This window comes from Brevundimonas sp. M1A4_2e (assembly GCF_053345555.1).
In genome coordinates this window covers 167,815-187,494 of record NZ_JBKFAI010000005.1, presented here as the reverse complement: position 1 = coordinate 187,494, position 19,680 = coordinate 167,815, and the positions used below count along the sequence as shown (strand labels likewise).

The 19,680-nt window shown below is 66.6% G+C and carries 17 protein-coding genes; 10 read left to right on the top strand and 7 right to left on the bottom strand.

What is annotated here, in order from left to right; all coding sequences use genetic code 11:
• Positions 1-14 precede the first annotated feature (14 nt).
• Both ACLBV5_RS12410 and ACLBV5_RS12405 read left to right on the top strand, forming a co-directional pair.
• Positions 15-446: a hypothetical protein gene (locus ACLBV5_RS12410; protein WP_025978231.1), complete on the top strand. Its 432-nt coding sequence runs from the start codon at positions 15-17 to the stop codon at positions 444-446.
• Positions 447-1,095: 649 nt separating this feature from the next.
• On the top strand, positions 1,096-1,704 hold the full coding sequence (locus ACLBV5_RS12405) for a helix-turn-helix transcriptional regulator (protein WP_167349648.1): 609 nt from the start codon (positions 1,096-1,098) through the stop codon (positions 1,702-1,704).
• Between the two features lie 14 nt (positions 1,705-1,718).
• Here ACLBV5_RS12405 and ACLBV5_RS12400 read toward each other — a convergent pair whose 3' ends face one another.
• Entirely contained in the window at positions 1,719-2,570 is an 852-nt protein-coding gene (locus ACLBV5_RS12400; RefSeq protein WP_447605858.1) for a hypothetical protein, read from the bottom strand.
• Between the two features lie 222 nt (positions 2,571-2,792).
• Here ACLBV5_RS12400 and ACLBV5_RS12395 point away from each other — a divergent pair, with 222 nt between their 5' ends.
• From ACLBV5_RS12395 to ACLBV5_RS12375, 5 genes are all read left to right on the top strand, one after another.
• Positions 2,793-3,308 carry a hypothetical protein gene (locus tag ACLBV5_RS12395; RefSeq protein WP_051582128.1) on the top strand — a complete coding sequence of 172 codons (516 nt, stop codon included), beginning with the start codon at positions 2,793-2,795 and terminating at the stop codon, positions 3,306-3,308.
• A 155-nt stretch (positions 3,309-3,463) separates the two neighbouring features.
• Positions 3,464-4,225, top strand: coding sequence for a hypothetical protein (locus ACLBV5_RS12390; RefSeq protein ID WP_447605857.1), 762 nt, complete (start codon positions 3,464-3,466; stop codon positions 4,223-4,225).
• 197 nt (positions 4,226-4,422) lie between these two features.
• Positions 4,423-5,253 carry a hypothetical protein gene (locus ACLBV5_RS12385; protein WP_447605856.1) on the top strand — a complete coding sequence of 277 codons (831 nt, stop codon included), beginning with the start codon at positions 4,423-4,425 and terminating at the stop codon, positions 5,251-5,253.
• Positions 5,250-7,877, top strand: coding sequence for a fimbria/pilus outer membrane usher protein (locus ACLBV5_RS12380; protein ID WP_447605855.1), 2,628 nt, complete (start codon positions 5,250-5,252; stop codon positions 7,875-7,877). Before ACLBV5_RS12385 ends, ACLBV5_RS12380 begins: the two co-directional genes overlap by 4 nt.
• A gap of 2 nt (positions 7,878-7,879) precedes the next feature.
• Positions 7,880-8,830, top strand: a complete 951-nt coding sequence (locus ACLBV5_RS12375) for a hypothetical protein (protein WP_303705915.1) — start codon at positions 7,880-7,882, stop codon at positions 8,828-8,830.
• Here the strand turns inward: ACLBV5_RS12375 and ACLBV5_RS12370 are convergent.
• The gene (locus ACLBV5_RS12370; protein ID WP_447605854.1) at positions 8,827-11,028 is read right to left on the bottom strand and encodes a malate synthase G; all 2,202 of its coding nucleotides are present in this window, start codon (positions 11,026-11,028) and stop codon (positions 8,827-8,829) included. The genes ACLBV5_RS12375 and ACLBV5_RS12370 overlap by 4 nt on opposite strands.
• Before the next feature lie 102 nt (positions 11,029-11,130).
• Here ACLBV5_RS12370 and ACLBV5_RS12365 point away from each other — a divergent pair, with 102 nt between their 5' ends.
• Entirely contained in the window at positions 11,131-12,018 is an 888-nt protein-coding gene (locus tag ACLBV5_RS12365) for a LysR family transcriptional regulator (RefSeq protein WP_447605853.1), read from the top strand.
• Here ACLBV5_RS12365 and ACLBV5_RS12360 read toward each other — a convergent pair whose 3' ends face one another.
• Positions 12,019-14,484, bottom strand: a complete 2,466-nt coding sequence (locus tag ACLBV5_RS12360) for a S9 family peptidase (protein WP_447605852.1) — start codon at positions 14,482-14,484, stop codon at positions 12,019-12,021. It abuts the gene before it with no gap.
• A 166-nt stretch (positions 14,485-14,650) separates the two neighbouring features.
• Here ACLBV5_RS12360 and ACLBV5_RS12355 point away from each other — a divergent pair, with 166 nt between their 5' ends.
• A complete protein-coding gene (locus tag ACLBV5_RS12355) occupies positions 14,651-15,352 on the top strand; it encodes a CoA transferase subunit A (RefSeq protein WP_447605851.1) in 702 nt (233 codons plus the stop codon).
• 3 nt (positions 15,353-15,355) lie between these two features.
• Positions 15,356-16,006 (top strand): 3-oxoacid CoA-transferase subunit B, encoded by a 651-nt coding sequence (locus tag ACLBV5_RS12350; protein WP_025978219.1) that lies wholly within the window; start codon positions 15,356-15,358, stop codon positions 16,004-16,006.
• A 173-nt stretch (positions 16,007-16,179) separates the two neighbouring features.
• Here ACLBV5_RS12350 and ACLBV5_RS12345 read toward each other — a convergent pair whose 3' ends face one another.
• The 4 genes from ACLBV5_RS12345 to ACLBV5_RS12330 are packed head-to-tail and all read right to left on the bottom strand — an operon-like array spanning position 16,180 to position 19,669.
• On the bottom strand, positions 16,180-16,809 hold the full coding sequence (locus tag ACLBV5_RS12345) for an ABC-type transport auxiliary lipoprotein family protein (protein WP_312448864.1): 630 nt from the start codon (positions 16,807-16,809) through the stop codon (positions 16,180-16,182).
• Positions 16,806-17,744: an MlaD family protein gene (locus tag ACLBV5_RS12340; RefSeq protein WP_447605850.1), complete on the bottom strand. Its 939-nt coding sequence runs from the start codon at positions 17,742-17,744 to the stop codon at positions 16,806-16,808. Before ACLBV5_RS12340 ends, ACLBV5_RS12345 begins: the two co-directional genes overlap by 4 nt.
• Before the next feature lie 15 nt (positions 17,745-17,759).
• Positions 17,760-18,554 (bottom strand): ABC transporter ATP-binding protein, encoded by a 795-nt coding sequence (locus tag ACLBV5_RS12335; protein WP_392352925.1) that lies wholly within the window; start codon positions 18,552-18,554, stop codon positions 17,760-17,762.
• Entirely contained in the window at positions 18,551-19,669 is a 1,119-nt protein-coding gene (locus ACLBV5_RS12330; RefSeq protein ID WP_025978215.1) for an ABC transporter permease, read from the bottom strand. The genes ACLBV5_RS12335 and ACLBV5_RS12330 overlap by 4 nt, the downstream gene beginning before the upstream one ends.
• Positions 19,670-19,680 lie beyond the last annotated feature (11 nt).

Genomic DNA, 19,680 nt, shown 5'->3' with positions numbered 1-19,680 from the left:
GTGATGAGGACGTCATGACCAAGCTGATGCCGGCAAAACGCCGTACGCTTCTGGCGATCGCCGCCGGCCTGACGGTCGTGACGGCCCCGCAGGTCGCGTCCGCCGGCCCCACGGCGGGCGGCTCCTATCAGTTGCGCGCTACCGTGCCGGTAGCCTGCTGGGTGCGCCCGAACACCGCCCTCATGGCGGAGACCGGCCGCATGGGCTCAGTGATCGAGGCCTGCAACAGCCCCGGCGGCTTCACGGTCTCGGCCCAGTACCGCCCGCTGGCGGAAAACGAGAAGGCTCGGATCATCTACGGCGACCGTTCGCTGGACCTGGCCAAGACCGGGATACTGGAACTGCGCCGCTCCAACATGGCGACCATCCGCACCGTTGATTATCGCTTCGATCACGTGCAACTGGACGAACCGCTGATTCTGGCCCTGACCATCCAGCCGATCTGAGGCGGCATTCTAGAACCACCAAGCGATGATCGCTGCGACCGCAATTGGAGCGACGTCGGTGTAAGCGAGCCTGCCTACCGCTGTCGATACGAAAGAAGGCTGATGGCTCCTGCGATTGCAACGCTCCGGAATGATGGGGTGCATGCGATGCGATGCGTTTGGGACGGTAGGGTCGTCGCCGCGCGCCAACAGCCCTCAGAGCGTCGCCGTCATAGGCGGCGCGGACGGAGGCAGTTCCTAAATCAAATCGGCTGCAACCGGCGCTTTGCCGCGCTAGCCAGGCGGAACAGTGAAAGCGACCAGCCGATCTCGACCGTTGACTGGCCCGTGCAGATTGTTGGTCGGGCCGCAACGTGATGACCTAGCCGCTGACTGCTCCTTTTCCCGCTCGTCGCCGACGGGGGTGTATTAGCCCCAGGTCCAATCCGAGCATGAGCTCGGCGAGTTCTCTGGGATGTGGGGGAACCAGCTCGGCCCCTAAAGCCGGAACGTGTTAAAATCCTCCGTTGGGGTCGTAGCTTCTGCCCTGCCACGGCTTTCATTGAAACGTCGTGCGATTTTTTAAGTAATGACGTTGATCGGCGAGCAATGTAATATGTCCTGTACACCGGGGTGTACAGGACATTAGATTGTCGACGGAGGGAACGGGGTGGGCCTGCACAACACGGCAAAGGCGCGTCCATTTGTCTTTGGATTGATTAAAGAAAACGACTGTTCTGAAGCTTGGAGCAAGAGTTGCAGCCGTGCGGCGATGATCATCACGCCCAGTCTCCACCTTTTGTGGTGCAATGAAGAAGGGCGGCGGCTTCTCGACATCGACCAAGATCTTGGAGAAGTCGGGAGTCGACTAAGTTTTTCTCAGCGCACCGGTGTTTTCGCCTTCGCCGCCTTTCTGGAGAACCTAGGCGAGGAGCCACGGGCCTGGGTCCTGGCGCGGCGCGACGGCGGCGGAAACTGCCTGATCATACGGGCTGTGCGGATAACGCTTGGCGACGCCGACGCGTTCATCCTCGCCTTCAGCGACACGGCAGGGTCGCGCCAACTATGGGCCGACTTCGGTCCCGCGCTCGACCTGACGTCGGCCGAGACCACCCTGTTGAAGCGGCTTGTCGACGGCGCGACGGTGACCGAAGCCGCGCGCGACCTCGGCGTGAGCCTGGAAACCGCCCGGACGCACGTCAAGCGGGCCTACGCCAAGCTGGGCGTCAGCAGTCGCGAAGAGATGTTCGCAAAGATATCGCCCTTCCGTATGTCCTGATCTGCGATCAGGGATCAGGCGACGGGACAGGACGGCGGCGGATCGCGCACGATGCGCACCATCTCGTCCGAACGCTCCGGGCCCGAGCGCATCGCCGTGGTGCGTCTGACCTCAGACACCCAGCCGTCCATGACATAGAGGATGGCGCGCGCATCGCGATCTATCCTGGTTGCCGCGTCGGAGACTCCCGATGTTTCGGCGACGAACGAGCGCGTGAGCAAGAGATTGCACCCGTCGGCGGAGCGGGACGCGGATTGTGCGCCTGACCTCGACACCTCGCCTGTACTCTGAGGGAACTGTTCGAAACGACCTTCCAACAATGGCTGCCGCGGCTGCATTTCCGCCAGCAAGGCGACGTCGCTGAGCAGCAGCGACAGTAGCTCCGAGCGGTCAAGCCCAGCCGCCAAGGCGTCTCGTTCCCTCTGCGGCAGTCCCAGCTCGCTAAGCCTCGCGAGGTAGGCCGCTCGGACGGTTGGCCAGTCCGCGAAAGCCAGAGGGCGGCCAGACATGTCCGCAGTGATGACCACGTCCACGCCCACCCAGCCTTGAAGCAGCCGCTCCAGACCGGAATCGCGACTGTCGGTCAAGGAAGCTTCCAGCAGCCGGAACCGGAGAGTCAACCGTTCGGACGAGGCCGCCAGGGTCTCCAGTTCAAACCTCTGGCGGTTGACCTGACGGGCCTCGCTGCCTCCTGCATAGGACGTAAGTTCGGTCTCGCTGACGAACACGCGCCGATCGCCCACAGCGTCAGGCTGACGCTGCACCTCGAGGGTCGGCGGCGGGGTATCGGCAAGCGCGACTACGGGCGGCGGCGTCTGCGGCGCCGCGAAGTACAGGACGGAAAGCGCCGTCAAAAGGATCTTCATGCGGCCTTTCTCACTCGGCTCGGACGTGAGGCTACGGCGCCTCAATTCGCGCTTGCGGCGAATTGCATCGATTAATCATGAAATTAACTATCTTTTCTTTCGGCGCGTACCCCATATTGGGGACGATTAACAAAACCCTAACGTGCTCCTTAGCCCTCAGATGAGGGAGCGGCGACATTCGCCGGGGAGCCGATGCGAACAGCCTGTTTGCTTGCAGCCGCGATGCTGGTCACAGCGGGAACGGCGGCCAAGGCTGATGACGCCGGGCGCAAGGCGCTGGTGCTCGAAGCCGTCGGCCGTATTTCCCCCAAATGCGACATCGGCGCCTTGGGCGGCGTCGATCTCGGCGATCTGCGACGCAGCGGCTTGGCCGTCGAGACGCGCTTCGGCCTGAGCTGCAACGTCCCCTTCGACATCAATCTGCGCTCCGCCAACGGCGGGTTGGCGCATGAGACCCTGCCGCGCGGCCAAGGGCCGTACAGCGGTCTGGCGGCCTATCGCCTGGCGATCAACGTGCCCCTGGAAAGCGGGCATCCGGGCCGAGGCGGCCTAGGCGGCGCGGCGACCGGCGATTTCACCAGCCGGCAGTTGATGGCCGGTCAGGTGATCTCGAGCCGCGGCGGCGTCGCCTTCGACGGCGGCCGTCTGAACATAGAGATGATGGAGCCCGAAGGCGCCGGCCTGCTGGCCGGGCGCTACTGGGAAACCGTGGAGATCAGCCTCGTGCCGAGGCTGTAGGGACCGGCGATGGTCGTGAAGCACAACGAGCGTCGAGCGGACGCCTGGCGCCCCAGCGGGCTGCTGAGCGGACTGTGCGAAAGCTCGGCGCGTGCAGCGCGGCCAAAGCGGGTGTGACTGGCGCAATTCTGCGCACTTCTTGGAGGAAGACTGAAATGAAAGCCTATCAACTGATCGCCGGCGTCGCTGCGCTGGCCCTCTCCGCGACCGCCGCTTCGGCCGGCAGCTTCAGCCAGAGCGCGGCTCACCTGCCGATCATCGGCAGCATCAGCGGCTCGGGCCAGGCCTCGGCCATCGCCGGCCAAGGCGCCAACGCCCTGTCGACCTTCTTCGGCGGCGAGGAAGTCGCGTCGTGGATCTCGGCCTCGGGCAGCGTCGCCAACAACATCGGCACCGCCGGCAACGCCCAAGCCAGCTTCACCCTTAAGGGCGAAGTCTCGCAGGACTGCTCCTTCTACTCGGGCAACATCAACACCGTCCTGAACTTCGGCCAGATCGGTATCAACACGCTGGACAACGGCGGCGTTGACGACGCCTTCGACATGGTCAGCGCGGCCAACGCCTCGATCGAGACCAACACCGCGGGCTGCAACACCCGCAACGAAGTGCGCATCACCAAGACCAACGGCGTCGCCGGCATGAAGTCGAACTACGCCGGCGCCTTCGACGGCGCCCAGTTCCAGGCCAACCTGCCGTACAAGGTGGATGCGACCTGGACCGGCGTTCCCGCCGGCGCCGGTTCGGCGACCGCTTCGACGCAAACGCTGACGGTCGACACCACCGAAGCCGGCGACCTGAAGGTCCAAGGCGCCTGGAAGTCGCACTTCAACGTCAACATCAACGTGCCGGTCCCGAGCAAGTCCTTGGTCTCGGGCGTCTATCAGGACACCCTGACGATCGAACTGGCCGCCATCTAAAAACGGCTGAGTAAGACGCGAAGAAGCCCGCCCGGCCCTGTCGGGCGGGCTTCGACCGTCAGTAGCCAAGTATTGGCGTATCAGTGGCACGAATTCTGCATGACATCGGTACACGAGTCAGCAGGCCACGGGGGAGGATCATTATGGGATCAGGGCTGAAAGAGCGGGCGGCGCCTCGCCCTCATCGACACAAGAAGATGTCCCGCCTTGGGCTGCTCCTGGCCGCCACCCTGTTCCTGGGAATCACCGCCACCGCCGTCGAAGCGATGCGGGTATCGCCCATGGTCGCGGAAATCTCATCGCGCGGCGCGGGATCCTCGGCCCGGATCGAAGTGCAGAACCTCGCAGCCAAGGCTCTGCCTTATGAGACGCGGATCACGCGCATCTCCTTTGACGCGGACGGAAAGCTGGTGGAAACCCCGGCGGACGAAGACTTCCTGGTCTTCCCGCCTCAGGGCGTCGTGCCGGTTCGCGGACGCCAGGTGATCCGGGTCCAGTGGGTCGGCGACCCCGACATCGACGTGTCGCGCGCCTATTACGTCGGCATTCGCCAGCTTCCGGTAGAACTGGAGGAAGGCGCCAATGGCGACCTCGCCGCCCAGGTCCAGGTCGTCTACCACATGAAGTCGCTGGTCACAGTCGCGCCCCCCGGGGCTACGGCAGACGTCTCGGTCGTCAGCGCCCGGGCGATCGAAATCGACGCCGCCCCGGCCGCCCCCGTCATCGACGAGAGCGTTGGCGGCACGGGCGAGGCCGTCGCCCAGCCGGATGCAGCCAAGGTTCCTGGCGTCGAGGTCCGTGTGCGCAACGCCGGACGCCGCTACGCCCTGATGAGCGGCGCCACCTGGTGGGTCGAGGGCCTTGGTCCCGACGGCGCGCGCACCGAAATCCGTCTCGACGCCTCCACGGTCAACGAAGCTGTGGGCGCCGGCTATCTGGAACCCCTGAAAGGCGATCGTACCTTCTACCTTCCTACCAACGTCGCCTTCTCGCCTGATGCGCCGATCAAGGTGCGTTTCAGCCAATGAAGCCGCGCCTCGTCCCCACGGCGATCCTGGCGTCGGTGCTGGCGTCAAACGGCGGGGCGCCCGCCGGCGCGGCGCCGTTCAACGAGGACGCGCCGATCATCACCGCGCCGCCTCGGTTCGAGGAACCGCCCCAGGCGCAAAGCCCAGAAGCGCAAAGCCCGCCTTCTGCCGCCGCCCAAACCAGCGACCAGCCGGCGGTCGTCGTGCGCCCGGACATCAACCCCTACAACCGCGACATCACCCTGACGGCGCCGCTGACGTTCAATCGGCGGCCGCTGGGCGAAGTCCCGGTGACGCTGACCCGCGACGACCGCTTCATTGTCGAAACAGCCGCCTTCCTGGAGCTGATCACGCCGCTGCTTACCGACGATGCGGCCGCTGCGCTGGCCTCCCGTCTGGCCGGTCAGCAGGGCTTCGAAGGCGAGGAGTTGGCCGAACAAGGGGTATCCCTCGAGTATGATCCGACGGCCCTGTCGCTGCTGGTGGTCCGCATCGCCCCCAACCTGCGGCGGCTCGAGGTGTTGTTCGAGCGCGGGGATCGCGAAGCGGAAGGTTTGGCACCCCTGCCCTTCTCCGCCTTTCTAAACGCGGCGGCGTCCTGGAGCTATCGCCATGCGACCGGCGACGCCCCCGCGCCGAACGTCTATTTGAACGGCGCCAGCCGCTGGCGCGGGCTGGTACTGGAGGCGGAGGTTCAAGGCCGCGAGACGCTGGGATCGGGCGACTATGAATTGCTACGACGGTACGCTCGTTTCGTCTTTGACCAGCCGCAGGACTATCGACGCTGGACTCTCGGTGATCTCAACCCCGAGTTCCGGGGTCTGCAGGGGTATGCCGACGTGGGCGGCGTGGGGGTGACGCGCCAGCGGCGCCGCTTCGATCCCTATCGCCCCAACGTCTTCCGTCAGGACAGGCAACTGCTGCTGCAGAGCGAGTCGACGGTACGTATCCTGCGCAACGGCGCCCTGGTGCGCGAACTGCGCCTGGACCCCGGCCAGTACGACCTATCAAACCTGCCGGTGCAGACGGGGAGCAACGATCTCGAAGTCGTCGTAGTCGACGGATCGGGGGCTTCGCAGTCCTATCGCTATAGCGCCTATATAGACTCTATCGACCTGGATCCTGGCGAGTATGAGTACGGCGGCTATTTCGGCGTGGCCGGGCGGCCCAGCTTCGGACAGCCCGATTATTCCAACGGCGACCTCGCCTTCACGGGCTACTGGCGCAAGGCCTTCATCGACCGGCCGGCGCTGGGCTTGGGCCTGCAGGCTAGCGAGCGGGTCCAAATGGGCAACGCCCAGACCCAGTTCATCCTGCGCAACGGGTCACGCCTCAACCTCCAGGCCGGCGTTAGCAATAGCGAGACCGCCGGCAGCGGCTACGCCGTAGTCGCGGCCTACGACTTCTATGTCGACCGCCCCACCACCTCGGATTTCTTTACAGTCCAGTTCGAACACGTGTCGGAGGGGTTTGCGACCCTGTCGGACCCCGACGCCTCCAACCCCGTCGCCTGGCAGGTCTATGGCCAGTATTCCCGCGTCTTTTCCGATCGCCTCTACGGCAGCTTGGGCCTAGCCTACAACAAGTCGCGTGACGACGCCGGGCTGGGCGATTCATTCCGCTCGGACCTCACAGCCAACTACGCCATCAACCGTCAGTGGAGCGCACAGGCGGGGGTGAACTACCTCAAGTATGAGGACACGCCCGGCGGCCGCCGCGATCGCGACGGCTGGGGCTTCACCTTGGCTCTGACCTGGCGTCCTTCAAGCGATGTGCGCGCCGACGCGCGTTACGATTCCAACCTGAACAGCGCTTCGGCCTCCTTCTACAAGATCCCTGAGAACCTGGCCGGATCGTTCGGCTATTCCGCCATCGCCACCTATGACGACGGCCCCGCCAGCTTGCTGGGCGGCGTCGACTATGTCGGCAATCGCTTTAACGCCTCGGTTTCGCATGCTGGCTACGGTCAGGACTTCGGCTCGATCGGCGATCAGCAGGTCACGACGGCCAGCGTCTCGACGGCTATCGCTTTCGCTGGCGGCAAAGCCGCCATTGGCCGCCGCGTCGCCGACAGTTTCGCTATCCTGTACGGCCACCCCAGTCTGCAAGGTCGGCCCGTCATCGCGGGCGAAGTCCTGCGCGATGGCCGGTACTCGGCGGCCAGCGGCCCGCTCGGCCCCGTGTTGTATCCTTACCTGGGATCGTACGTGAACGACTCCGTCTACTATGACGTCATCGACGTGCCCGCCGGCTATGACATCGGCGAGGGCGTGCGAAGGGTGAGGCCGGCCTATCGCAGTGGATATGCGTTCGAGATCGGGTCGGACGCCTTTGTCAGCGCGGTGGGCTCCGTCACCGGACGCGGCGCCGCCGGCCCTGCACCGCTGTCGCTGATCGGTGGGCGCGTGATCGCCCTGGACGAGCCGGACGCTGCACCGCAGCCCTTCTTCACCAATAGCGTCGGCCGGTTCGCCGTCCAAGGATTGAAGCCGGGCGGGCGCTATCGCGTTGAACTGTTCACGGATCCCAGGGGCGGTTTCGACTTCACCGTCCCGGCCGACAACGACGGCCTCTACAATCTGCGTGTCGTCCACGTCGACATCGCTGCGCCCGAGGGAGATTAAGCATGAGCGTTCTTCAAAAACGTGCGGCGTCAGCTTTAGCCGGCTTGGCGCTGGTCGCGACGCTGGGGGCGACCGGAGCCGCCTCGGCACAGCCGTCCCGGCCCTCGTCAGGTTGCCTGTTGCGGATCGAGCCGCAGTTGGCCCGGTGGGAAATCCGAGGCTATGACCCCTATGGAGGCGACGCCGCTTTCGCCACCTTCGATATAGCGTGGACGAATGAGGGCGAGGCGGCCTGTGACGGCGAGGTGGAGGTCAACACCCAGGGCCTGCCCTTCGGCTTGCGGCCCGCCACCGGGCCGAGCGGTCGCTGGACCACTTTGCCCTACAGCCTTACGGACGAATATTCGGCGGCGAACCTGACCCCAGTGGCGGGGCGATCTCAGGCCCGCCCAGGCGGCGTGTCTCTGGCGCTTCAACCCGGCGCTCGCGTCATGCGTCGCTATCGCTTCGAAGTCGACGTCGATCAGCTGAGCCAGGACGGCCTTTTCGAGCAGACGGTGCAGTTCGCCTTCCGCTCCACGGACAACCGGATAACCGTCGACAAACTGGTGGTGCTTGCGCTCAACGTCCAGCCGTCGGCGGTCATGGGGCTGCGTGGCGCCTTCATCCGCACGGACGGCGGCGGACGGATCGAGCTGGGCGAGCTGACCGAGGGCGGGACCAACCTGCCGTTGCAGGTGTGGGTCAAGAGCACCGGCGGCTATCGCGTCGTCGTGTCGTCGCGCAACAAGGGGCGTCTCGTGCTGGCGGAGGACTCGTCATGGTGGGTGCCTTACCGCCTAAGTCTGAACAGCCGCCCTATCAACTTGGGCATCGGCGGCCACGTGGAGAGTCGCAAAGGCACAGGCATGAACGAAGACGCCTATGACCTACAACTTCAGGTAGGCGAGACAGCCAGGCGCCGGGCTGGCCTCTATTCCGACCTAATCGAACTGACCGTTGCACCAATCTAAGGTCTGAACTGGGGACAGCCCTCCTCTCTCGCCTTGGCCTTGCGGCGCCAGTGGGTCAGCAGGTGCTCGGTATAGCCGTTCGGCTGTTCTCTGCCCTTGAACACCAGATCGCAGGCCGCCTGCCAGGCGGGGCCGTCGTAGCCGGGCGCCAGGGGGCGATAGGCCGGATCGCCTGCGTTCTGGCGATCCACCACCACGGCCATGCGCTTCAGCGCCTCTATGACCTCGTCCTCGGTCGTGACGCCGTGGCGCAGCCAGTTGGCCAGATGCTGGCTGGAGATGCGCAGCGTCGCCCGGTCCTCCATCAGGCCCACGTCGTGGATGTCCGGCACCTTGGAGCAGCCGACGCCCTGATCCACCCAGCGCACGACGTAGCCGAGGATCCCTTGCGCGTTGTTGTCTAGCTCCTGCCGGATTTCATCCGCGCCCGGCGTTCCGGTGGCGAACGGCGGGATCAGCAAAGGCGTCAGGTCGGTCGGCGCGCGCGTGGCGATCTCGGCCTGGCGCGCCCAGACGTCGACCTCGTGATAGTGCAGGGCGTGAAGCGTCGCCGCCGTCGGCGAGGGCACCCAGGCGGTCGAGGCGCCCGCGCGCGGATGGCCAGCCTTGGTCGCCAGCATATCGCCCATGCGGTCCGGCGCGGCCCACATGCCCTTGCCGATCTGGGCCCGGCCCGACAGGCCCGCCTTCAGGCCGATGTCGACGTTGCGATCCTCATAGGCCTTGATCCAGCCGGTCTCGCGCACCGCCTCCTTGCGGACGACGGGGCCGCCTTCCATCACCGAATGGATCTCGTCGCCGGTGCGATCCAGGAAGCCGGTGTTGATGAAGACCACCCTGCCCTTCGCCGCCGCGATGCAGTTCATCAGGTTGACGCTGGTGCGGCGCTCCTCGTCCATGATGCCCATCTTCAGCGTCAGGGCGGGCAGGCCCAGCATGGCCTCGACCGCGCCGAACAGTTCGTCGGCGAAGGCGATCTCGTCCGAGCCGTGCATCTTGGGCCGCACGACATAGACCGAGCCCGCCGAACTGTTTCGCGCTTCGGCCGGACGGCGCAGGTCGTGCAGGCCGATCAGGCCCGTCATGGCGATGTCCAGCAGATGCTCGGGCGTCTCGCGCCCATGGGCGTCCAGCACGGCGTCGGTCGTCAGGTGCAGGCCGACGTTGCGCACCAGCATCAGGCTGCGCCCCCTCAGGGCCAGCGTCGAACCGTCCGGCGCCGTATAGAGGCGGTCGGGGTTCAGGCGCCGCTCGACCGTGCGGCCGTCTTTCTCGAAATCGGCCTGAAGGTCGCCGCGCATCAGGCCCAACCAGTTGGCGTAGACCAGCCGCTTGTCCGCCGCGTCGACGGCGGCGACGCTGTCCTCGGCGTCGGCGATGGCCGACAAGGCCGCCTCGACCACGACATCGGCGACGCCCGCCGGGTCGTCGCGGCCGATGCGGTGCGCGCGGTCGATGACGATCTCCAGATGCAGGCCGTTGTGGCGCAGCAGAACGCCCGACGGCGCCGCCGCCTCCCCCGCATGACCCGCGAAGACGGCCGGATCGGCCAGCCCTGTTTCACGCCCGCCTGACAGGGCGACAACCAACCGCCCGTCCTCGACGCGATAGCCGACCGCCTCGGCATGACCGCCCTCAGCGAGCGGCGCCGCCTGATCCAGGAAGGCGCGGGCGCGGGCGATCACGCGGGCGCCGCGTTCGACGTCATAGCCGCCCGCCTTGGGCGGCTCGCCCAGCGCATCGGTGCCGTAGAGCGCGTCATACAGGCTGCCCCAACGCGCATTGGCGGCGTTCAGCAGATAGCGGGCGTTGGTCAGGGGCACGACCAGTTGCGGCCCGGCCAGGGTCGCGATCTCGGGGTCGACGTCGGCGGTCTCGGCCTGCACGCCCCCGCGTTCGGGCTCGATGTAGCCGATCTCGCGCAGGTAAGCCTGATAGGCCGCCTGATCCGGCTGGCCCGGATAGGCGCGGTGCCAGTCGTCCAGCTTGCGCTGCAGTTCGTCGCGATACTCCAACAGCTCGCGGTTGCGGCGCCCGAAGCGGGCCAGCAGCCCCTCAACCCCTGCCCAGAAGGCGTCGGCGCTCACGCCGGAACCCGGCGCCGCCTGCTCACGCACGAAGGCGTCCAGTTCGACAGCGACCTTTAGGCTACCGTGACGGACATAGGGGTCGGCGGGGGTGTTGGGGGCGTCGAACATGGCGGTCTCCTTCAGGCTGAAGACTAGGCCCGAATGGCCGCCGCTATCCACGGCGCAGAATGAGGCCTATCTTTGCTAGATCTGCAACGATGAGAGCCCGTCATGCTGGCCGAGTATGAAATCTTCGTCCGCGCCCTGGAGGAGGGCAGCCTATCCGCCGCGGCGCGTCGGCTGGACCTGTCGCCCGCCGTGGCCTCGCGGCGGCTGGCGCGGCTGGAGGACCGGCTGGGGGTGCGGCTGATCGAGCGGACCTCGCGCCGTCTGGCCCCGACCGAGGCGGGGCGGCTGGTCTATGACCGCGCGGCGCAACTGCTGGAGGGGGTCGAGGACCTGGAGGCCGTGGTGTCGCGCCGCACCACCCAGGCGCGCGGCCTGCTGCGAGTCTCGGCGCCGACCTCGTTCGGGCGGCGGCTGGCGCCGTTGCTGGCCCCATTTCTGGAGGCGCAGCCGCGTCTGACGCTAGAGCTGAACCTGACCGACGCCTTCGTGGACCTGATGGCCGAGGACGTGGACGTGGCGGTGCGGATCGGGAGCTATGAGGCGGCTGATCCGCTGATGCACCGACTGGCGCCGAACCGGCGGGTGCTGTGCGCCTCGCCCGCCTATCTGGCCGAGCACGGCGCGCCGCAGACGTTGGACGACCTGCGCCGCCACGCCCAGCTGGCGGCCGACAACCAGTCGACCTGGCGGCTGGAGGGTCCCGAAGGTCCTGTCGTCTTCCGCGCCCGCAGCCGGGTGCGGACCAACTCAAGCGAAGTGGCCCGAGAGTTGGCGCTGGCGGGCCTCGGCGTCGCCCTGCGCTCGACCTGGGATGTCGGCGACGAGTTGCGCGACGGGCGGCTGAAGGTGGTGCTGCCGCAATATGCCGGCTCGTCCGACGTAGCGATCTTCGCTCTGACGGCAGGGCGGGCGCGGGCCGAAACCCGCGTCCGCGCCTTTATCGACTTCCTGACCGGCCTCTACGGAGAGACGCCGGAGTGGGATCGCTGACTATTCCTGAGACGGCGTAGTCGTCGGCTTCATCCAGCGGTCCAGCCAAGCGCCCATCTCATACAGGGTGTGGCCGACAGACTCCCGCGCGCGATAGCCGTGGTCCTCCTTGGGCAGAACCACGTAGCGCGCCGTGGCGCCATTGCCCTTCAGCGCGGCGTAGAAGCGTTCCGTCTGGATCGGGAAGGTGCCGGAGTTGGCGTCCGCCTCGCCGTGGATCAGCAGGATCGGCTCGTTGATCTTGTTGGCGTAGGTGAAGGGCGACATGGCGTTGTAGGTGTCGGTCGCCTCCCAATAGGACCGCTGCTCGGCCTGGAAGCCGAACGGCGTCAGGGTGCGGTTATAGGCGCCCGAACGCGCGATGCCGGTCTTGAACAGGTCGGTGTGCGCCAGCAGGTTCGCGGTCATGAAGGCGCCGTAGGAGTGGCCGCCGACGGCGATCCGGTCGCGATCCGCCACGCCCAGCGCGACCACGGCGTCGACCGCCGCCTTGGCGCTGGCCGACAGCTGTTCGATGTAGGTGTCGTTCGGCTCGGCCCCGTCGCGGCCGATGATCGGCATCGTCGGGTTGTCCAGAATGGCGTAGCCCTGCGTCAGCAGGAACAGGTGGCTGGAGCCGCCCGGCCGCACGAAGCGGTTGTCGGTATCGACGACCTGACCGGCCACAGCGGCGTCGGTGAACTCGGCCGGATAGGCCCACATCAGCAGGGGCAGCGGGCCGTCGCGGCCCTTGTCGTAGCCGGCGGGCAGATACAGCGTCCCCGACAGCTCCACCCCGTCGTCGCGGGTATAGGTGATCAGTTCGCGGCTGACCCCGGCCAGTTGCGGCGCCGGGTCCGGGAAAGCGGTCAGGGCCGTCACGCCGCCGTCCAGATCCCGCACGCGCAGGTTGGCCGGGTCGGTGCGGCTTTCGCGATAGGTGACCAGCTTGCGGCCGTTCTCGTCCAGCACGCCGACGACGGTCTCGTACTCGCCCTGGGCCGAGCGCCACAGACGCTCGGAGGCGCCGGTCTTCAGGTCCATCAGATCGAGGAAGGGATATTGCCCCTCGCGCGTCGCGCCCCCGCCCTCGACGAAGACCTTGGAGCCGTCGGCGTTGAAGCGCATGACCGAGCGGCCGCGCGCGTTCGGCTCGGTCATCACCGAGCCCGGATCATTGTAGCGGTCCTGATAGTTGCGATCGACCAGGACGCGGCCCGCGCCAGGGTTCGATGGATCGACCAGGGTGCGGGTCTCGTGGCGGGTGTTGAACCAGCGGCTGTTGACGATGGCCACGTCATCACGGCCCCAGGTGGTTCCGGCGTAGCGTTCCTTCAGGTCAAGCAGCACCTGCGGACGGTCGTTGAACGGCGCGCGCAGCATGAAGACGCGGTCGCGCACCTCGGCGGCGTTGCGCGGATCGCCGCCGTCTTGGGCCTCGGCCCAGACCAGGGTGGCGTCGGCGTCCGCCCGCCACTGGACCGAACGCGGCCCCGGCGCCACGGCGTCGAAGGGCGTCGGCACATTGTCCCGCAGCGGCAGGTCGGCGACGCGGTGCGCCTCGCGCCCATTGAGGTCAGTCACGATGATGTCCGACGGGAACAGGCTGGCCGGCACCACATAGGAATAGGGCTTCTTCACCCGCGTCTGCAGGATGTAGCGGCCGTCCGGCGAGGTCGACAGGCCCAGCACGACGCCCGGCTGCCCCACAGTGCGGGCGCGACCGTTCAGCGACACCACGGTCGGCTGGCTGGTGAAATAATAGTCGAACAGGGCCTCGTCGCCTGCATTGGACAGCAGGTCCTGATAGGTGCGTACCGGCGCGGCGCGGCCGCCGGTCTCGGTGATGATCGGACCCTCGGGCGGATGATCCACGTTGGGGGCCACGCCGCGCCCGGCCGGAACGGCCAGGACCAGCAGGCCAGAGGAATCCGGCAGCCAGGAGAAGCCCGAACCCGAGGCGGCGTTGACCATCGGCCCGTTCAGCTTGCGCGCCTTGGCCTGGGCGACATCGGCGACCCACAGCTCCAGTCCGTTGGGGACGTTGACCAGGAAGGCGACGGTCTTGCCGTCCGGCGCCCAGCTGGTGTTCGTCAGGCGCGCATTGGCCGGCAGGCCCGACACGGGCCGCGCGGCGCCGCCGTCGATCGCTTGGAAGCTAAGCCCGGTCAGCCAGGAGACGCGGCTGTTAGCCGGGCCGTTGTTGCGCGGGTTGATGCGATACCCCGCCAGCCGCAGCATCGGCTCAGACAATTCAGCGATGCTGGGCAGATTAGAACGGTCGGTCAGCAGCAGGGTCTTGCGATCCGGGCTGACGCTGACGCCCGGATTCGGCTTGGCGTCCAGAATCTGGGCGATCGGCGCCGGCGGTTGCTGATAGGTCGGCGCCGCATCCTGGGCGATCGCCGCGACCGGCAGCATCAGGGCCGGCACGGCCGCAGCCAGAACCAGGGCGGGCAAGGCGGCCCCCATCAGTCGATTGCGCATAAAGTTTCCCCACTGAGTTCAGTCTTGTGCGGCCGTAGGTGTGTCGCCCCAAGGTCGCGGGGTCAACCGCCCGGCGTTTCGACGCATGGCGCTTGCCCCCCTTCGCCGCCCGCTTTAAGGACGAAGGAGACGGCGATATTCATCAGATGGTGAAAAAGGGAGTCCGATGGGCAAGATTTACGCTGACGTGAAGTCCGCGCTGGAGGGGCTGACATTCGACGGCATGACCGTCATGTCGGGCGGCTTCGGCCTGTGCGGCATTCCCGAGAACCTGATCGCGGGTCTGCGCGACACAGGCGTCAAGGGCCTGACCGTCATCTCGAACAATGCGGGTGTGGACGGCTTCGGTCTGGGCCAGCTGCTGGAGACGCGCCAGATCGCGAAGATGATCTCGTCCTACGTCGGCGAGAACAAGGAGTTCGAGCGTCAGTATCTGGCCGGCGAACTGCAGCTGGAGTTCAACCCCCAGGGCACCCTGGCCGAGCGCATCCGCGCGGGCGGCGCCGGCATCCCCGCCTTCTTCACCGCCACCGGCGTCGGCACCCTGGTGGCCGAAGGCAAGGAAGAGCGCGAGTTCGATGGCCGCCGCTACATCATGGAAACCGGCCTGATCGCCGACCTGGCCATCGTCAAGGCGTGGAAAGCCGATGAGCGCGGCAACCTGGTCTTCCGCAAGACGGCGCGCAACTTCAACCCGATGATGGCTGCGGCCGGCAAGGTCACGGTCGTCGAGGTCGAGGAGATCGTCCCCGTCGGCTCGCTGGACCCCGACCACATCCACACGCCGGGCGTCTATGTCGACCGTTTGATCCAGACCGTGTCCGAAAAGCGCATCGAACAGCGCACCGTCCGTCAGAAGGGAGCGTAAATCATGGCCCGTACTCGCGAACAACTGGCTGAACGCGCCGCCAAGGAGCTGCAGGACGGCTTCTATGTGAACCTGGGCATCGGCATCCCGACGCTGGTGGCCAACTACATCCCGCAGGGCATGACCGTCACGCTGCAGAGCGAGAACGGCATGCTGGGCATGGGCCCCTTCCCTTATGAGGGCGAAGAAGACCCCGATCTGATCAACGCCGGCAAGCAGACGATCACGGAGATCCCCGAGAGCAGCTATTTCAGCTCGGCGGACAGCTTCGCCATGATCCGCGGCGGCCACATCAATCTGTCGATCCTGGGCGCCATGGAAGTGGCCCAGAACGGCGACATCGCCAACTGGATGATCCCCGGCAAGCTGGTGAAGGGCATGGGCGGCGCCATGGATCTGGTCGCGGGCGTCAAGCGCGTGGTCGTGGTCATGGAGCACGCCAACAAGCACGGCCAGTCCAAGGTGCTGAAGGCCTGCACCCTGCCGCTGACCGGCACGGGCGTGGTCAGCCGCATCATCACCGATCTGGCGGTGTTCGACGTCAAGCCGGACGGTTCGGGTCTGGAGCTGATCGAACTGGCCGACGGCGTCACTCTGGACGAGGTCGCGGCCAAGACCGAGGCCGAATACACGGTGGCGCCGGGCGTGGGCTGAGCCCACTTCCCGTCTGTTCCTCCCTTCTCCCCTCGAGGGAGAAGGTGGGCGCCGGAGGCGCTCGGATGAGGGGGCTGTGTCCACGGGTAGGACGGCTGACATCGAGGCGAAGCCGACCTGCCCCTCATCCGTCTCGCTCCGCGAGCCACCTTCTCCCCCAAGGGAGAAGGATTCTACTGTGTCGCCTGGCTGGCCTGCTGGTCGGTCCAGACGACGATCTGGCGGCTGGCCTCGGCCGTGGCGCGGTCGAAGGCGGCGACGATGGCCGACTGGCGGTTCTCGCCGGCGTTCTCGCTGACCGAGATGCGGTCTTCGGCCACGATGGAGCGGTCGCCCGGCCGAACCAGACGCAGCAGCACGACGATATTCGCATCCGGCACGGCGCCCGGCGCGGCGTAGACGGCCTCGAACCGGCGTACGTCCACGCTCAGCAACAGGCCGTCGCGCGTCAGCGGACCGGCGCTCAGAACCGTGCAGGTCGCCCCGTCCAGGAAGGCGTTGCGCAGGGCTTCCTCGAACAGGGTCTCGGCTGGAGACACCCACCGTGCGCCCTTGATATAAGCCGCCTCGGCCCCTGTGACGGCCAGCACGCGGTCGCCCCGCGCGGCCTCAGGGAAATCGACGCGGCGCATGGCGACATGAACGTCAGGACAGGCCGAGGTCGCTCCCGTCCCGGCGAAGGCCGAGGCGCCGCCAAAGCGGTACAACTGCACCGGATCAGGCGACGACAGCAGGGCGCACCCGGACAGCGCGCCAGCCAGGGCGACCGACGCCGCCGCAATCATCAGAGTGGAACGGATCACGGCTGCACCTCGAGTTCCTTGGACGGCGCCTTGGCGATGAAGTCGCGCGGGCTTTCACGCACATTGTCGATCAGCGACTGAAGCGAACGCGTCGCCTGATCCAACTGGCGGATGGTGTCGTTCAGTTGCGGCACCGTCTGCGTGCCGAAGTCGCCCAGCGGCCCTTCCAGTCCGGTCGCCGAGCGGTTGATGGAGGCGATGGCGGCCTGCGCCTCCTGCGTCGCCTTGTTGATATTGGCGATCGCCTGCCTGCCGTCGGTGTCGATCATCTGACGCGCGCTGACGCCCAGGGCCTGATATTCGCCGACAGCGGCGTTGGCCTTGGTGATCGTCTCTTCAAGCTGCTGGAACATGCCTTTGCGGGCTTCGAGTTCGGCCGTCAGGGCCTCGACGTTCTTCACGCTGGTCGAGAAACTGCGGATGTTGTCGTCGGACATGACCCGGTTGATGCGGTTCAGGGCGTCCACCGTCTGAGCCAGCACCGTGCCCGAGCCGCTCAGCAGTTCGGCGATGGGGCTGGGCTGGCTCTGGATCACCGGCACGACATTGTCGGGGTATTGATCTTTCAGCAAGGCGCTCTCGGGCGTGCCGGCCGTGATCTGAATGTAGTTCAGGCCCGTGATGCCCTGCGGCTCCAACTGGGCGCGAGAGGTCACGCGCACCGGGGTCGTGCCGTTCAGGCGGACGCGGGCGATGACCTGATCGCCCTTCTTGGGGTCAAGGTTGAGGTTGGTCACCTCGCCGACGCGAATGCCGTTGAAGTGGACTTCCCCGCCCTCCGACAGTCCGCGCACGGGTCCGTAGAAGACGATGTCATAGACATCGTAGTCTTTGTTGAACTGCAGCCGCGCCAGCCAGATCGTGAAAACCGCCAGCGCCACCAGAAGGGCGACGGTGGCGATGCCGACGGCGGCGTAATGAGCGTCTCTTTCCATCGTTTCGCGTCCTCCTCAGGCCGCGGTCTTATGGGCGGCGCGTCCGCGCGGCCCCAGGAAGTATTCCTTGATCCAGGGGTGGTCCGAGCGTTCCAGCTCAGCGACCGGCGCCTTGGCCACCACATGTTTATCGGCCAGCACCGCCACCTGGTCGCAGATGGCGTAGAGGCTATCGAGGTCATGGGTGATCATGAAGACGGTCAGCCCCAGGTCGTCCGACAGCTGACGGATCAGTTCGTCGAACGCCGCCGCCCCGATGGGGTCCAGCCCCGCCGTCGGCTCGTCCAGAAAAACCAGCTCGGGGTCCAGCGCCAGGGCGCGGGCCAGGCCGACGCGCTTGCGCATCCCGCCCGACAGTTCCGCCGGTTTCAGATAAAGCGCTTCGGGCTTAAGCCCCACCATGGCGACCTTCATCTCGGCCAGTTCACGGATGGTGTTCTTGGGCAGTTGGGTATGTTCGACCAGCGGCGAGGCGACATTGTCCAACACCGACAGGGAGGAGAACAGCGCCCCCTGCTGGAACAGCACGCCGGTGCGGCGCTCGACGGCGGCGGCCTCCTCCTTGGTCATGGCGCTGCGGTCCTCGCCGAACAGACGCACCTCCCCACCTTCAGGCTCTTTCAGGCCGATGATGGAGTTGAGCAGCACCGTCTTGCCCGTGCCCGACCCGCCGACGACGCCCAGCACTTCGCCGCGCATCACGTCCAGGTCCAGGTCCTGGTGGATGACCCGCTCGCCGAACTGGCTGAGCAGGCCCCGCACCTGAATGACGGCCTCGCGGTCGTCCGGTTTGCGCGTCTCGGCCGTCATATTTTCAGCTCGATGAAGATCAGGGCGAAGACGGCGTCCAGCAGGATGATGGCGAAGATGGCCTGCACCACGGCCGCCGTGACCCGGCGCCCCAGGCTTTCGACGTCCCCCGCCACCGACATGCCCTGTCGGCAACCGATCGCCGCGACGACGAGGGCGAAGACGGGCGCCTTGATCAGGCCCACCATCATGTGGGTCGGCATGTAACCGTCCTCGACCAGCCGCTGGAAGAAGAAGACCGGGCCCAGGTTCAGCTGGCTCCACGACACCAGCACCCCGCCCAACAGTCCGCCCACCATCGCCAGGAAGGTCAGCAGCGGCAGCATCACCAGCAGGGCCGCCAGACGCGGAATGACCAGGGCCTGGAAGGGATCGACCCCCATGACCCGCATGGCGTCCACCTCCTGCGTCATGCGCATGGAGCCGATTTCAGCGGCGAAGGACGAGGCCGAGCGGCCCGCCAGCAGCACCGCCGTGATCACCACGGCGAACTCGCGGAAAACGGCGACGCCGATCAACTGCACCGAGAAGACTCCGGCGCCGAACTGGGTCAGCAGGTCCACGCCGATGAAGGCCACGACTGCGCCAATGAAGAAGTTGGTCACCACCACGATGGGAATGGCGTCCAGCCCCGTGCGCTCGGCCTGGCTGAACCAGGCGGCCCAACGGATCTTGCCGGGATGCTTCAGCGTCGTGACCATAGCGGCCATCAGCCGGCCCAGGAACGCAAGCGACAACATCGCCTCGGCGCCGAAATCGTAGACGCCCCGCCCGACCTTGGCGAAGCCGCGCGTCATTGGCGCCGCCCGGCGGGGCGGCTCGGTCGTCATACAGTCGAGCCGGGCCACCATGCGGTACAGCCGACCCGCTTCGGGCCGTGCAGACCAGGCGGATTCGGGAATGGGTCTGCTCATGGCCTGAGCCACCGCCAGAGCGCCCGCGGTATCGAAACGGCCGAGGTCGTCCAGGTCCAGAACCGTGACCGGCCGACCGTCAAGCTCGGCTATCAGCCGGTCGCCGAGACGGCCGACGGACACGGTCGACCAGTCCCCGGCCAGGCGCAAGCGCGTCTGGCCATCCTGCTGATCCTCAATCTGGAAATCCGCCCGCTTCATGAGTTCGACAC